The 15,083-nt window shown below is 68.6% G+C and carries 13 protein-coding genes and 1 pseudogene; 8 read left to right on the forward strand and 6 right to left on the reverse strand.

The genetic code is table 11. From position 1 onward, the window contains the following. Positions 1-54: 54 nt before the first annotated feature. Positions 55-1,131: a DNA polymerase IV gene (locus tag ACFWF2_RS10905; protein WP_379306818.1), complete on the reverse strand. Its 1,077-nt coding sequence runs from the start codon at positions 1,129-1,131 to the stop codon at positions 55-57. Between the two features lie 148 nt (positions 1,132-1,279). Here ACFWF2_RS10905 and ACFWF2_RS10910 point away from each other — a divergent pair. Beyond that, a pseudogene (locus ACFWF2_RS10910) lies at positions 1,280-1,702 on the forward strand (PaaI family thioesterase); the annotation flags it as partial. Between the two features lie 267 nt (positions 1,703-1,969). On the opposite strand, the gene lon reads toward ACFWF2_RS10910, so the two are convergent. The 4 genes from lon to ACFWF2_RS10930 all read right to left on the reverse strand — a co-directional run bounded on the left by lon (position 1,970) and on the right by ACFWF2_RS10930 (position 6,569). Then, complete coding sequence (gene lon, locus ACFWF2_RS10915; protein ID WP_379306820.1) at positions 1,970-4,378, reverse strand: endopeptidase La; 2,409 nt, start codon at positions 4,376-4,378, stop codon at positions 1,970-1,972. Positions 4,379-4,522: 144 nt separating this feature from the next. Further along, positions 4,523-5,596, reverse strand: a complete 1,074-nt coding sequence (locus tag ACFWF2_RS10920; RefSeq protein ID WP_379306822.1) for a DUF3068 domain-containing protein — start codon at positions 5,594-5,596, stop codon at positions 4,523-4,525. Then, a complete protein-coding gene (locus ACFWF2_RS10925) occupies positions 5,593-5,763 on the reverse strand; it encodes a DUF2613 domain-containing protein (protein WP_189031615.1) in 171 nt (56 codons plus the stop codon). Before ACFWF2_RS10925 ends, ACFWF2_RS10920 begins: the two co-directional genes overlap by 4 nt. A 29-nt stretch (positions 5,764-5,792) precedes the next feature. Further along, the gene (locus tag ACFWF2_RS10930) at positions 5,793-6,569 is read right to left on the reverse strand and encodes a hypothetical protein (protein WP_379306824.1); all 777 of its coding nucleotides are present in this window, start codon (positions 6,567-6,569) and stop codon (positions 5,793-5,795) included. A gap of 84 nt (positions 6,570-6,653) precedes the next feature. On the opposite strand from ACFWF2_RS10930, the gene ACFWF2_RS10935 reads away from it, so the two are divergent. Then, positions 6,654-7,265: a TetR/AcrR family transcriptional regulator gene (locus tag ACFWF2_RS10935; protein WP_379306826.1), complete on the forward strand. Its 612-nt coding sequence runs from the start codon at positions 6,654-6,656 to the stop codon at positions 7,263-7,265. A 297-nt stretch (positions 7,266-7,562) separates the two neighbouring features. On the opposite strand, the gene ACFWF2_RS10940 is transcribed toward ACFWF2_RS10935, so the two are convergent. Then, positions 7,563-9,251, reverse strand: a complete 1,689-nt coding sequence (locus ACFWF2_RS10940; protein ID WP_379306828.1) for a serine/threonine-protein kinase — start codon at positions 9,249-9,251, stop codon at positions 7,563-7,565. Positions 9,252-9,478: 227 nt separating this feature from the next. On the opposite strand from ACFWF2_RS10940, the gene ACFWF2_RS10945 reads away from it, so the two are divergent. The 6 genes from ACFWF2_RS10945 (at position 9,479) to ACFWF2_RS10970 (ending at position 15,023) form a co-directional block, all read left to right on the forward strand. Then, positions 9,479-10,834, forward strand: a complete 1,356-nt coding sequence (locus ACFWF2_RS10945; protein WP_379306830.1) for a hypothetical protein — start codon at positions 9,479-9,481, stop codon at positions 10,832-10,834. Between the two features lie 104 nt (positions 10,835-10,938). Continuing rightward, the gene (locus ACFWF2_RS10950; RefSeq protein ID WP_379306832.1) at positions 10,939-11,730 is read left to right on the forward strand and encodes a TIGR03084 family metal-binding protein; all 792 of its coding nucleotides are present in this window, start codon (positions 10,939-10,941) and stop codon (positions 11,728-11,730) included. A gap of 336 nt (positions 11,731-12,066) precedes the next feature. Further along, complete coding sequence (locus tag ACFWF2_RS10955) at positions 12,067-12,750, forward strand: hypothetical protein (RefSeq protein ID WP_379306834.1); 684 nt, start codon at positions 12,067-12,069, stop codon at positions 12,748-12,750. Next, the gene (gene lhgO, locus ACFWF2_RS10960) at positions 12,747-13,952 is read left to right on the forward strand and encodes an L-2-hydroxyglutarate oxidase (protein ID WP_379306836.1); all 1,206 of its coding nucleotides are present in this window, start codon (positions 12,747-12,749) and stop codon (positions 13,950-13,952) included. Before ACFWF2_RS10955 ends, lhgO begins: the two co-directional genes overlap by 4 nt. Before the next feature lie 68 nt (positions 13,953-14,020). Beyond that, the gene (locus ACFWF2_RS10965; protein WP_379306838.1) at positions 14,021-14,494 is read left to right on the forward strand and encodes an SRPBCC family protein; all 474 of its coding nucleotides are present in this window, start codon (positions 14,021-14,023) and stop codon (positions 14,492-14,494) included. 10 nt (positions 14,495-14,504) lie between these two features. Next, on the forward strand, positions 14,505-15,023 hold the full coding sequence (locus tag ACFWF2_RS10970) for a ribonuclease H (protein ID WP_379306840.1): 519 nt from the start codon (positions 14,505-14,507) through the stop codon (positions 15,021-15,023). The last annotated feature ends 60 nt before the right edge of the window (positions 15,024-15,083 follow it).

Below are 15,083 nucleotides of genomic sequence, written 5' to 3' on the forward strand. Positions count from 1 at the left end.
CAGCGCACAACTTCCTGGACAGGCGATCACGAGTCGGGGTGGGCTCGGGGGTGGTCAGGGGTGCTCGGGTGGGAGGAGTTCGAGGCGAACGCCGAGGAGGCGGACCGGGCGGTCGAGGTCGAAGCGGTCGATGATCGCCAGGGCGGTGTCGACGATGGTGGGGACGTCATCCGTCGGCGCGGGGAGTTTCTGCTGCTTGCTGCGGGTGTAGAAGGTCTTGGTGCGGACGGTGACCGAGACGCGGGTGCTGATCCGCTGATGCTCGATCATCTCCTCGGCGACCTCGGTGGCCAGTCTCGCCACCTCGCGGCGGATCTCGTCCGGCTCGGTGAGATCGTGCGGGAAGGTCTCGGACTTGCTGCGGCCCACCGGGATTCGCGGGGTGGTCGTGAGCTCGGTGTCGCCTTTGCCGTGGCCGAGGACCCACAGGTAGGGCCCGGTGGTGGGGCCGAATTCGGCGGCGAGGCGCTGCCGGTCGGCGGCCATCAGGTCGGCGACGGTGGCGATGTCGATGGCGGCGAGGCGCTGCGCGATCCTGGCGCCGACGCCCCACAGCGCGTCGGTGGGACGATGACCCATCAGCTCGGTCCAGTTGGCCGCGGTGAGCTCGAAGACGCCGGCCGCCGCGCCGGGGTCGTGTTCGGGCTCGGCGGAGGACTTGCCCGCCGACTTGGCGAAACCGGTGGCCAGTTTCGCGGTGAGCTTGTTGTCGCCGATGCCGACCGAGCAGGTCAGGCCGAGTTCGACGACGGCGCTGCGGATTTCGGCGGCCAGCGGCCATGGGTCGCCGTCGGTGGCGACGAACGCCTCGTCCATGCCCCACACCTCGACCGCGCCGGCCACCCGGCCAAGGGTCGCCATGATCTCGTCGGAGGCTTCCTCGTAGGCGGCCATGTCCACCGGCAGGAACACACCGTCGGGGCACTTGCGCTGCGCCATCTTCAACGGCATGCCGGCGCGCAGGCCGTAGGCCCTGGCCGGGTAGGACGCGCAGGTGACGACCTTGCGCGGCTGGTCGGGATCGCCGGTACCGCCGACGATGACCGGCTGTCCGCGCAGCTCAGGGCGACGCCGGAATTCCACCGCCGCCTGGAACTGGTCGAGATCGACATGCAGCAGCCACTGGGGCACGGTTGAAGTATTACCGCACGGTACCGACAAACCGCCGCAACCTGGCGCTGACGGGTGCGGCACTGAGGTAATCGCCGCACCGGCCGGATGGCAATATCCGTAGCGCGCCAACCGATGTCACGACAGAGCTCGAAGAACGGAACACCCGATGCCGACCGAAGCCACCACCCTCGACCTCGACCTGGCCCGCCAGGTATTAGCCGCGCAGCCGTTCGCGCGCCTCGTCGGCACCGAACTGACCGAATTCGGGGACGGTGCGGCCACGCTGGTCATCGAGATCCAGCCTGAACACGGTCAGCAGTTCGGTTTCGTGCACGGTGGGGTGCTCGCCTACGCGGCGGACAACGCGCTGACCTTCGCCGCGGGCACCGTCCTCGGCCCCAACGTCCTGACCGGCGGCTTCACCATCACCTACCTGCGCCCGGCCATGGGCGAGCGGCTGCGCATCCACGCCACCGTCCTCGGCGCCACCCGCCGTCAGGCGGTCACCCACTGCGATGTCTACGCCGAGACCGAGGGCGAGGAGCCGATCCTGTGCGCGGTCGCGCAGGGAACGACCCGGCGCGTGGAGAAGGATCTCGCCCCGTCCGCAGCCGACGACGCCGACGAAGACCCGGAATTCGACGACGACGCCGACTTCGACGACGAGTTCGGGGAGGAGCAGGACAGCTTCGAGACCGATCAGCTGCCGGTCATCACCGTCAGTCCGGACGAAGCGCCGCAGTTGCCGCCCACGGTCAGCCGGTAGAGCTACTGGCGTAATCGTGCAATCCGGCTCGCTGCAGTCAGATATCTGACCGCGGAGACGCGAAATGCACGATTACGCCAGTGTGACGATCTAGGCCGTGTACGCCAGCTTCTCGGCCGCAGGCTCGGCGATCGGCTCGATGGCGTAGGCCAGGATCTCGGCCACGTCGGCGACGGGACGGACATCCAGGGCGGCCAGCACTTCCGCCGGGACCTCGTCGAGGTCCGGTTCGTTGCGGGCCGGGATGAAGACCGTCTTCAGGCCCGCTCGCTGGGCGGCGAGCAGCTTCTGCTTCACGCCGCCGATCGGCAGGACACGGCCGTTCAGCGTGACCTCACCGGTCATGCCGACATCACCGCGCACCTGGCGATCCAGGGCCAGCGACACCAGGGCGGTCACCATGGTGACGCCCGCCGATGGTCCGTCCTTGGGCACCGCACCCGCAGGGAAGTGGATGTGGATATTGCGGTCGAGGACCTTCGGTTCGATGCCGATCTCCTCCAGGTGCGAGCGCACGTAGGTGAGGGCGATCTGCGCCGACTCCTTCATGACGTCGCCGAGCTGGCCGGTGAGGGTGAGCGAACGCTCGCCCTCGGCGGCATTGGCCTCGATGTAGAGGACATCGCCGCCTGCACCGGTGACCGCGAGGCCGGTCGCCACGCCGGGGACCGCGGTGCGTTCCACCGAGTCCGGGGTGAACCGGGGACGGCCCAGGTAGTCGGTCAGGTTGTCGACGTCGACGGTCAGACCCGTTGCCGCGCTGTCGTATCCGAGCGACGGATCGTAGCCGAGACCGATGTCGATCACGTCGGCGCCGGAAGCGGGCGCGTCACCTCCGGACAGCTTGGTCGCCGCCTTGCGCAGCGCCTTGGCGACCAGCCGCTCCATCTGGCGCACACCGGCTTCCCTGGTGTAGTTCGCCGCGATCTCGCGCAGGGCCGCATCGGTGATCGAAACCTCCTGCGCGGTCAGGGCATTGCGTTCCAGCTGCCGAGGCACCAGGAAGTCGCGGGCGATGGCCACCTTGTCGGCTTCGGTGTAGCCGTCGACGGTGATGAGCTCCATCCGGTCGAGCAGCGGGCCGGGGATGGTATCCATGACATTGGCCGTCGCGATGAACAGCACGTTCGACAGGTCGAGGTCCAGATCCAGGTAGTGGTCGCGGAAGGTGTGGTTCTGCGCGGGGTCGAGGACCTCGAGCAGCGCCGCCGCCGGATCACCGCGGAAGTCGGAGCCGACCTTGTCGATCTCGTCCAGCAGGACAACGGGATTCATCGAACCCGCCTCCTTCACCGCACGCACGATCCGGCCGGGCAGCGCGCCGACGTAGGTGCGGCGGTGGCCGCGGATCTCGGCCTCGTCGCGCACGCCGCCGAGGGCGACGCGAACGAACTTGCGGCCCAGCGCCTTCGCGACCGATTCACCCAGCGAGGTCTTGCCGACACCGGGCGGACCGACCAGCACGAGCACCGCGCCCGAGCCACGTCCGCCGACGACATCGAGCCCGCGCGAGGCCCGGCGCGCACGCACCGCCAGGTACTCGACCATGCGGTCCTTCACCTCGTCCAGGCCGTGGTGATCGGCGTCGAGCACGGCACGCGCGGCCGGGACATCGGTGCTGTCTTCGGTTTTCACCGTCCACGGCAGGTCGAGCACGGTGTCGAGCCAGGTGCGGATCCAGCCCGATTCGGGGCTCTGATCGCTGGCGCGCTCCAGCCTGCCGACCTCGCGCAGCGCCTCGGCGCGCACGTTCTCGGGCAGGTCGGCGTTCTCCACGCGGGTGCGGTAGTCGTCGGCGCCGTCGGGTTCGTCCTCGCCGAGTTCCTTGCGGATGGCGTTGAGCTGCTGACGCAGCAGGAACTCGCGCTGGCTCTTCTCCATGCCCTCGCGGACATCCTCGGAGATCTTGTCGGTGACCTCGACCTCGGCGATGTGGTCTGTGATCCACTCGATCTGCTTGGTCAGCCGGACGGCGACGTCCGGGGTCTCCAGCAGCTCGCGCTTCTGCTCGTCGGACAGGTACGGCGCGTAGCCGGCCGTGTCGGCGATGGCGTCCGGATTGTCGAGCTGGTTGACGATGTCGATGATCTGCCACGCCTCGCGCCGCTGCAGCACCGCGACGACCAGCTTCTTGTATTCGGCGGCCAGTTCGGTGGTCCGCGCGTCGGCCGCCACCTCCTCGACGACCTCGGCCTCCACCCACAGGGCGGCGCCGGGCCCGGTCACGCCGTGCCCGATCCGCGCCCTGCGCTCGGCCTTGAGCACGGCGGCGGGAGCGCCACCGCGCATGCGCCCGACCTGCTCGATCGAGGCGACGACGCCGTAGGAGGCGTACCCCTCGTCCAGCCGCGGCGCGACGAGCACGGCACCGGTCTTCCCGGCCTGCGCGGCGTCGATGGCGGCCTGCGCCGACTCGTCCAATTCGATGGGCACGACCATGCCCGGCAGCACGATCGGATCGGTGAGGAACAGCACCGGCAGGTTCTGAGCTGTAGTCATGTCGACCCTTCCAAAGTTGAGCTTTGCTGACTCAACCCACCGCCCCACCGGTTTGTTCCTGCCGGGCCGGTCGTTCACCGACGGCGAACGCAACACGGCCTCCCCGGGTGATCCGGGGAGGCCGCGCTGTGCAGGGGAACCGAGCTAGAGGTTCGTGGAGCGGAGCTGTTCGGTGGGCGGGTCGTAGGTGCGACGCGCGGTGGAACCGCCTGCGCTCATGACGCCGAGGACGGCGCCCGCGATGAGCAGGATCGCGGCGAGGATGCCCAGGATGATCGGCAGGGTCTTGCCGAACAGGTCGAGCCTGTCGAGGCTCTCCTGGGTGACGGCCATCTGCGAGTCGATGGTCTCCTCGTCGAAGACCAGGTGCGACTTCAGGGCGGTGACATCGACCTGGTTGGCGCTGCGGCCGTAGTACAGGTGGATGGACTCGCCGCCCTTGAGGACCGCGCCGGTCCGCGGCTCGACCCACAGGTCGCGGGTGTTGGTGTAGAAGCGGGTCATCGTGACCGGCTCGTCGCCCTCGAGGCCCCACTTGGCGGCGGGGAGGGTGAGCTTGTTGGTCGCGGCGGGGACCACGTCGTTCATGTTCGTCACCGGGATGGTCTGCCGGAAGTGGTAGACCGGCACGCCGTTGATCTCGGCTTCCTCGACGAAGTCGATGGGCCGGGTCGAGCGGGCGTTGGTGTCGAAGTAGGGGTACGACTTCTTCTCGGTGCCGATCGGGAAGCGGTACTGCAGACCCTGACGGGTCAGGGCGTCGGCCACCGAGGCGCCCGACCTGTCGACGGTGACCGCGAGCGAACCGTTGGGCGAAGCGTCGACGGGCTGACCCGTCACGCGGTCGATGGTGACCCGGTCGATCGAGGCGGTCAGGATGCCGGTGTCGCCGTCGCGGTCGTCACGACGCAGGGTCTGGCCTGCCTGGACCGTCATCTCGTCGGAGCCAGAGGGCTCCTCGACGGTCAGGAAGCGCTGCGAGACGACGGGGACGTTCTTGTCGACCTTGGCCGAGCCCTCCGGCGAAGTCAGCGACCTCGCGTCCAGCACAAGGCTTTCCTCGCCCGGCACATTCTTGGCAATCGTGGTGATCCGCAGATCCAGCGGGGTCTTGGCGACCTTGCCGACGGTGTAGGTGGGAATCATGACGGCGGCGGCGAGCAGCAGCGCGCCGAGTCCGACGAGAATGCAGGCGATTATCCTGCGCCCGCTGTTCATCGGCTGCCGTACTGCACGTTGCCGAGCACAGACGAGCCCGGGTCAGCGGTGGTCTCGGGCGCTGGGATCGAATTCTGTTGCGCGCCTGCGGTGATGCCGAGCACGGCAATCACCCCGAGGATCGCGCCGGCCAGACCGCTGATCAGGCCGGGGACGGCAAACTTCATAGATCGAAACTCCAATATCCGGCGTCGGCTCAAGCGACGGAGAAGAACCCGATGGTCGGGGCGAACGAGCAGGTCCGGTCACCGTCGGCGGTGGTCGTGGTGAGCGAACCGGTGATCACCGCGGCGACCCGGCCCGAACCGGTGTCGGCGATGGCGGACAGGGTGGCCGGTCCGTCCGGGTTGATTCCGGCCGCGGTGGTGAGCGGCTGGTTGCCGGTGCGCCGGTTGTCGAGGTTGACCCACTGCACCGTCATCGGCGGGTTCTGCGCGACGGTAGGCGTTTTGGTACCCAGCGCGGTGAAGACGAAACCGGTCTGGCCCGCGGCGGGCCCCGGCGGCGGCAGCTCGGCCGGGCCGGGTACGGCCAGCGCGGTGCCGACGGAATCGGAGGTCGGGCCGATGCAGCCCTTGCCGATGGTCGGGTAGAGGAATTGCGCGATCCGCGGCCCATCGGACGGCGGGAGCTCGGGGCCACCGCCACCACTGCCGTCGAGGAAGGTGATGACCCGCTCGAGCGTCGACTTGACCTGCGCGGGGATGCCCGGCGTAGCGAGCAGCACGCGCGCCTGGGCCAGGATCGCGGCCTGCGCGCCGTCGGCGATGGGGGCGGGAGCGGAGATGGCGCTTACGATCGACGGTGCCAGCGCGGCCAGCGTCTCGGAGGGAACGTTCTCCGCGATCGCCGGGACGCTCGGCTGAGCCGCAGGCCGCGGGGCAGCCATGGTCGATGCCGGTGCGGCGAGTGAGGCACTCACCGCTAGTACGAGAGCGGACAATGCGGTCCGCGAGCCTCGGGTGCGCAGCACTGGTCAGCCGTCCTTCTTTGTGGGGATTGGTTGGAGCAGCCCGGAAGGGTAAGTGTGATCCCGGGTTTCATATACATTGGAGAGGTGACTACAGCGGACAGGCGGTATGGGGGTCGTACAGTCGTCGCGCGTAAAGCCGAACGGCGCCAGCGGTTCCTGGAAGCAGCGACGCGAATCTTCGCCGAACGCGGGTACGTCACGTGCTCGCTCGCCGAGGTGTGCGCGGCGGCCGGGCTGTCCAAGCGGCAGTTCTACGAGGAGTTCGAGACCCGCGAGGACGTGCTCATCGCGGCCTACGACCGCATCCAGGACGACGCGGCGGCCGCGGTCGCCACGGCGGTGATCGACCACTCCGACCCGGAGGCCGCGCTGCGCGCGGGCCTGGCCGCCTACCTGGAATCGCTCGGCTCCGACCCGTACCGCGCGCAGGTGGCGCTGATCGAGGTGATCGGGGTCAGCGATCGGATGGAGAACCATCGCCGGGAGCGGCGCCACGCCTGGTCGGCGCTGATCGAGACCGCGCTGGCAGGCAAGGGCGTCCGGCTGCGCGGCGACGCACAGCTCGCCACGGGCCTGCTCACCGGCGCGGTCAACGGTGTCGCGCACGAATGGCTGCTGCTCGCTTCGCGTCCGCCGGTAGGCGAGCTGGTCGACCTGCTGACCGCCGCAGCGCTCTCGCTGGTCGATCAGGACTGATTTCCGCGCCATCGCCGGGAGAGTGGCAACTTCACGCACTTGCCGCTTGCTCAACCCACTCCCTCTCCGAACATTGTGAGACCGGACGGCTTCACAGTGTGGGACGAGAGTCTGGCATAGTAGTGACCCAGATCGCAACGGCTGAAACTTTGCGATCGACATCACCTGGGGAGATGTGCTGGTCACGGGTCCAAACAAGCTCGTGGTGGTAGTGAACCACCACCGGCCGCGCGGGGTGTCCGGTTCGCCGTTTCACACCCGGCGGTACGTGTCCGGCAATCGACCGGCAACCAGCGATCAGGACTTCCGCAGCACGCCCGCGATGCTGCCGCCGAGCGCGCCCGGCGTGCTGTAGGCGAGGGTGCCGTCCGGCCGCAGAGTGACCGTCGATGTCGCGCCCTCGTCGAGACAGCCGCTCGCGCTCTTGCCGGTCAGCTTCGCCCGCAGGACGAGGCGGTCGGTGGTGGCCTCGACCAGGATCTCCGACCGCTCGCAGCGCTCACCGGAGATCATCCCGGTGTTCGACGCGGTGGCCACTTTCTGCCCGACCTTGCCGTTGCCGATGGTCAGCTCGATCGCGAAGCGCACCGGACCGTCCGCCGCCTGCCCCTGCCAGCTCCCGACGAAGGCGCTGGGGACCGTGGTGGCCGGTGCACCGGTGGCGGTCGGCGCGTCCGTGTCCGCGGCGACCGGCGTCGAGATGGGCACGCCGCCCGCATCGGGCTCGCCGCGCAACTGGACGCCGATCAGGAACGCACCCGCCGCGACAGCCACCGCGACGGTGACCGCCGCGGCCACGAGGAGAGGGCGCGTGCGGCGCGGGGCCGAGCGCTCGGGCAGGACCGGATGCGGTCCCGAGACGGCGTCCGGATGGGTCGCCAGGTGCCAGGCCGTCGGCGTCATGGTGGGATCACCGGCTCCGCCGACCGGCCGACCGACAGTCGAATATGGCGCGGGGGTGTACCCGCCGACGTTCGCGGCAGGCAGGGGAGTGCCAGGAGGCGGCGTATGGCCGCCGGTGTGCCTGCCGGTGGCAGCCCAGTTCGGCATCGAGGCATCCGGCGTGCCGAGGCCGGCCGGGCCGGAATCCAGGTCGAGCAGGCGCACCGCGCGCATGCCGACCTCTTCGAGCACCGCGGGCGGCAGCCATCCCGATCGCTCGGGCCTGCCGATTCCGGCGAGCTCGGCCAGTACTTCCCGCGGTGTAGGCCTTGCCGCGGCGTCCTTGGCGACGCAGGCCGCGACCAGCGGGCGCAGCGACGGTGGCAGGCCCTCCAGACGCGGCTCCTCATAAACGATCCGCCACAGCATCTGCACGATCTCGGCGGAGCCGAACGGGCCGTGCCCTGATGCGGCGAAGGTCAGCACACCACCGAGCGCGAACACATCGCACGCGGGCCCGAGCGGTTCGCCGGTGACCTGCTCCGGGCACATGAAACCCGGTGAGCCGATGACCTTTCCGGTGGTGGTGAGCGCGGTGTCCTCGACCGCTCGCGCGATACCGAAGTCGACCACCTTGGGTCCGTCGACGGCCAGCAGTACATTCGACGGCTTCAGATCGCGATGCACCACGCCCGCACCGTGAATCGCGACGAGCGCTTCGGCCAACCCGTGACCAAGGGCGAGCAGCGACGGTTCGGCGAAGGGACCGAACCGGGCCACGGCGTCCGAGAGCGCAAGACCGGCAACGTAACCGGTGGCCAGCCATGGTGGATCGGCATCGACATCGGCGTCGAGCACGGGCGCGGTGAACGCCCCGCCGACCCGGCCCGCGGCGGCAACCTCCCGGCGGAACCTGACCCGGAACTCGGTGTCGCCCAGCAGATCCGGCCGGATCACCTTCACCGCGACGGTGCGCCCGCCCGCATTGCGGCCCAGATATACCTTGCCCATGCCACCGGCGCCGAGGACGCCGAGCAGCCGGTACGCCCCGATCTGGCGTGGATCGTCGCTGCCGAGGGGTTGTATCGCGGATACCTGTTCCACCACCGGTCCCCTCCGAACATGAGCGCGTGCCTGCCCGGTCACTCTAGCCGCACGATCAGACGACGAACTGGGCTCGTGACCAGGTCCATCGGGCGCGGAAGATCGGGCGTCGGCCGCCTCGGCAAACGGGGTCGCGACGCCGTACCCCATCGAGACCGGTCAGAATGTGATTGCCTTATTCTCACGTTCTTCACGTTCTTCGCGCGTCAGCACTAGGGGGCTCCTCGATGACCACACTGGCCTCCGGACTCTTCATCGATTGGGAAGAGCTGACGGGGCAGTCGAAATTCGTGGTCGAACTGGTGAGCTTCCCGATCTTCTGCGCGGTGGCGGGCTGGCTCACCAACTGGACAGGCGTGCTCATGCTGTTCTGGCCGCTGCATTTCAAGGGCTTCCGGGTACCGATGCTGCACGTCCTGTACCCGTATCTGCCGCGCCGGGTCCAGGTGCTGCCGACCTTCTCCGGCGACGGGCGCAGGCTCGGTTTCCAGGGCTTCATCCCCGCCCGCGCCGAGAAGATGGCGAGTATCTGCGTCGACAAGGCGCTGATGCGCATCGGCAGCCCGCGCGATTTCATCCATGAACTCGATCTGGACGGCATCGGCGACTATCTCGCCGAACGGGCCCGCGACCAGGTGCGACCGATCGTCGACGAGATCATGTACCGGGAGAATCCCGATCTGTGGCGCTCGCTGCCGCGGCCGGTGAAGCAGGCCGTCTACCAGCGGGTCGACCGGCAGCTGCCCGCGCTGGGCCGGCGCGCGTTCGCGAGCCTGGGCGACAACATCGACCAGCTGCTCGACGTCAAGAACTTCGTGATCAGGTACCTGGAGAAGAACCCGACCATTCTCAAGGACCTCACCACCACCATCGCCGCGCCGGAACTGAAGTTCATGGCGCGGATCGGCCTGCTCGGCGCGCCGTTCGGCCTGGTGCTGGCGCTGTACCTGCACGTGCACTCGCAGATCCCGTACTGGGGGCTGGTGCCCGCGTGGGTGATCGTGCTGCTGGCCTCGGCCGCGATCGGCGTCATCGTGAACGTCATCGCGATCAAGATGGTGTTCGAGCCGGGCGACCCGCAGCCGCGCTACAAGTACCTGTGGCGCCAAGCCCTGCTGGCCAAGCGGCAGCCGCAGGCGGCGACCGACCTCGCGCACATCCTGGCCTACCAGGTGCTGACCGTGGAGAACCTGTCCAACGAGCTGCTCGATGGGCCGAACGGCGACAAGACCAAGCAGTTGATCGAGCGGGTCGTCGCCGAGGAGATCCAGCACCAGCTCGGCCCGACCGCGTTCATGGTGCGCGCGGCGATCGGGCGGAAAGGGTACGACAACCTCGCCATCTCCGGCGCGGGCGCGGGCATGAGCCTCGCGCCGGAAATGGTCGACGACGAGAAGTTCGTGCTGGAGCAGGCGAAGAAGATCGACGAGTTCGCCGATCGCAAGCTGCAGAAACTCACGCCGGGCGAGTTCATGGAGATGTTCTATGCCGCGGTGGAGCAGGACGCGTGGCTGCTGTACGTGCACGGTGGTGTGCTCGGTGTCGTAGTCGGCGCGATCCACCTGCTCACCTTCGGCTGGTAGCGGCAAATAACAAGCACGCGTGCTTGCATTTTTCTCGGGCCGCTGAGATTCTTGGTGACGAGGCGCACCCGTACCGGGCCGCGCCATGATCGGCAAGGGAACAGATGGCTGACCTCGCAGCGCTCCTCGACGACTTCGCCGCCGAATGCGCGGATCTGGAAAACCTGGTCGCACCGCTGACCCCCGAACAGTGGCAGACCCCGACCCCGTCGCCCGGCTGGGACATCACCACCCAGATCGCCCACCTGACCTGGACCGACGAGGTGTCCAAGCTCGCCGCCACCGACGGCGAGACCTTCACGAAGCTGCTGACCGAGGCCGCGCCGAAGATGTTCACCTTCGTCGACGAGGCCGCCGAGGAAGTGGCGCAGACCCCGCCCGCCGAGCTGCTCGTGCGCTGGCGCGCGGGCCGCGCCGAGCTCATCGCCGCGCTGGCCGCCGTGCCCGCGGGCACCAAGCTGCCCTGGTTCGGCCCGCCGATGAGCCCGGCGTCGATGATCTCGGCCCGCATCATGGAGTGCTGGGCGCACGGACAGGACGTCGCCGACGCGCTCGGCGTCGACCGCACGCCCACCGCCCGGCTGCGCACTGTCGCCCACATCAGCGTCCGTACCAGGAACTACGCCTACACCGTCCACGGTGAATCGGGCCCGGCCGAGGAATTCCGGGTGGAACTGACCGCGCCCGACGGCACCCTGTGGACCTGGGGCCCCGAGGACGCGAAGCAGCGCGTCACCGGTCCGGCCGTCGACTTCTGCCTGGTCGCCACCCAGCGACGCCATCGCGAGGACACCGCCCTGGTCACCGAAGGCCCGGACGCCGAACACTGGCTCGGGATCGCGCAAGCCTTCGCGGGCCCGCCCGGATCCGGCCGCGAAGCAGGCCAGTTCGCCTGAGAAATATCCCTGGAACAGGCGAGCGTCAGTCTCTGAGCGCCATCCGTGACGACTGCCCCGGACGTCGTTGGCCGGGGGTTGACCACCGTGGCAGTCGTGAATGACGCTCGCCTGCCAACCCGGGATACCCACCGAGTGGATGTGAGAAACAACCACACCCTCGATTCACCGCCCTGACTACGACTTATAGGTCATGCGTCCAGATGTGGTCCTGATCTCACCCGGCGGAGAGTGCTAACTCCAGCTAGCACCCCGTACGGTGGGATTCAGCGCGTGGCTTTCAACGATGCGGGCCCCGTTCCCTCGGGTTTACCCACACGCAGGAAGGACCGCATCGTGACCGCACATCGACCAGCGCAGATCGTGCGCCTGTCCGCGACCGTCCTCGCCGGCGCCGCCAGCCTCTGCCTCACCGTGGCCGCGGGCGCCTACATCGTCAATCACATGCCCGAACTCGCGCAGCCACCGGCCGCCGACCACGCGACGCCTTCCGATTCACCCGGGCACGGGCACCATCGTCCCCCGCTCGCCGGGGAACCTTCGCCGCGGTCGGCCAGCGATATCGTCGAACTCACGATGTCGTCCGAGCGTGCCGTGCCGACCGCGACCCGCACCGTGGCGACCCAGCAGTCCGGTGCCGGTGCGACGCCGGACAGTTCGACGCTCGGCGGACGGCTGCGGATCGGCACCAGCAGCTACGTCGGCGCGCAGGTCGCGCCCGCGCGCACCGACACCATCGCGTTCACGGTGGACACCAACCTGGTGACGACCATCGCGACGAAATACCTCGGCATCACGGCAGATCCGGCCGGCGTGACCGCGCTGCGTACCGAACTCGACACGCGCCGTGGCGAACTGGTCTTCGTCCTGTCCGATCCCGGTCTCGGCAGTCATACCCTGCGCGTCGAGCGGGTGCAGCAGCCGTCGACCGATGTGCAGAACGGCACCGAACCGGCCGCGGACGCTACGCCGGCACCGCAGTCGCCCGACGACGAGGCGCCGACTACCGTCGGCGTGTGAGTTCTGGCGGCACCGCGGACGGTGTGTACGACTTCTGCGTGCTCGGCGGCGGCATCGTCGGCGTGGCGACCGCGCATCGGCTGCTGACCAAGTTTCCCGGGGCCAGCCTGGTTCTGCTCGACAAGGAGTCCTCTCTCGGCGCGCACCAGACCGGGCACAACAGCGGCGTCATCCACTCCGGGATCTACTACCCACCGGACAGTTTGAAGGCCAGGCTGTGCCGCGCGGGGGCGCAGTGGACCAAGGAGTTCGCGGCCGCCAACGACATTCCGTTCCAGGAATGCGGAAAGCTGCTGGTGGCCACCGATTCGGCCGAGCACGCACGGATGCTCGACCTCTACGAGCGATCGATCACCAACGGTGTCGACGTGGAGGCCATCGACGCGGCCGAGCTGGTCCGGCGTGAACCCAGGATCGCCGGTGTCGGTGCGCTGTTCGTGCCCGCCACCGGCATCATCGATTACGCGAAGGTCACCGCGGCACTGGCCGATCAGGTGACGGGCATGGGCGGCCGGATCATGCTCGGCACCCCGATCGAGTCGATCAGCGAAACCGATTCCGCCGTGACGGTTTCCGGGCCGACCGGCTCGACCACCGCGCGCACGCTGGTGGTGTGCGCGGGCTTGCAGGCCGATCGGATGGCGCGAATGGCCGGTATCCGCACCGACTTCCGCATCGTCCCGTTCCGTGGCGAGTACTACCGGCTGCCTGCCGACCGGGCCGAGATCGTCAGCACGCTGATCTATCCGGTGCCTGACCCGGCGCTGCCGTTCCTCGGCGTCCACCTGAGCCCGACCATCGACGGCGAGCTGACCGTAGGCCCGAACGCGGTCCTCGGCCTGGCCAGAGAGGGCTATCCCAAGGGCAGCGTCGACCTGCGCGACGCGGTCGACGTACTGAGCTTCCCCGGTTTCCATCGGGTGGCCCGCGACCATGTCCGCACCGGCGCGCGCGAGCTGCGCAATTCGCTGTTCAAGCGCGGCTACCTCGCCGAATGCCGCAAGTACTGCCCGGAACTCACCGCTGCCGACCTGCTGCCGCATCGCGCGGGAATCAGGGCGCAGGCGGTGCTGCGCGACGGCACCCTGGTGCACGACTTCCTGATCGAGCGGACACCGCGCTCGATTCACGTCCTCAACGCGCCCTCACCGGCGGCGACCTCGGCGATGCCGATCGCGGAATACCTTGTCGAACAGCTCTGACCGCCATTCCGGCGAATAAAGAGGAAATTTGTAGTAATTTTGAGGCCATCCGTGATCAGGGAGGGCCGATGGGCCACATCAAGTATGCGTGCGACGTCGGCGCACCGGTCGACGTCGCCTTCGCCTACGCCGAGAACTTCCGCTTCATCGCACACTGGATGTCCGGCGTCACCGGCATCGAGCCCGCGGGCGAACCCGACCGGGGTCTCGGCGCCGCCTTCGCGATGAAAATCCGCCTGTTCGGGGTGATCCCGCTCCGATCCACCTGCGAGATCACCGAATACCGGCGCAATGCGGTGATCGGGTATACCCTGCGTGGGCGGGTATACGGAACCGTGACACTACGGTTCGACCCACTCGGCTACGAACGGTCGGTGCTGACCTCCGAAGCCGACTATCCACCACCACGCGGTGTGTTCGGCCGCCTGTGCCATGGCCTCGTAGACGCGGCCGCGAGATCGGCACTGCGCCGTACGGAGTCGCGGTTGCGAAGGGAGATAGAGGCATTCCACGGTACCGATCTTGTCGGCCGCATCGCCTAGGGTGGCGGTCATGATCATCGTGAGCACCGACGGGTCCTGCCTGCGCAATCCCGGTGGTGCCATCGGCTGGGCCTGGGTGAATCACCAGGGTCCCGCCGACAGCGGGGGAGCGGTCAGCGGTACCAACCAGATCGCCGAACTGCGCGCGGTCTTGGAAGCCATCCTCGCCCACCCCGGCGCTGAGCCGATGCTCATCGAGAGCGATTCCCAGTACGCCATCAAGTGCGCCTCCGAGTGGATCGGCAGCTGGCGGCGCAACGGCTGGCGCACCTCCACCGGCGGCGCGGTGAAGAACGTCGACATCATCAAGCAGATCGACCGGGCCATCACCAGGCGCGAAGGACCGGTTCGCTTCCGCTGGGTCCGCGGGCACGTGGGCAACTACTTCAACGAACAAGCCGACACACTGGCAGGCGAGGCCGCACGCGAGGCCGCAGCCCGCCCGGCGCAAGCCGAAACCACCAGACCGCGGACCACGGGGAAGCCGGTCGAGCCGGCAGTGCCGTCCGGAACACTCACCCTGTTCTGACGGGTCGGCACGACCGGGGTTGGTCCGCACGAAAACGCCTCCGGCGGCAGAGTCGCTCTG

Origin of the sequence: Nocardia sp. NPDC060259 (assembly GCF_042728775.1) — a bacterium.
Taxonomy (GTDB): domain Bacteria; phylum Actinomycetota; class Actinomycetes; order Mycobacteriales; family Mycobacteriaceae; genus Nocardia.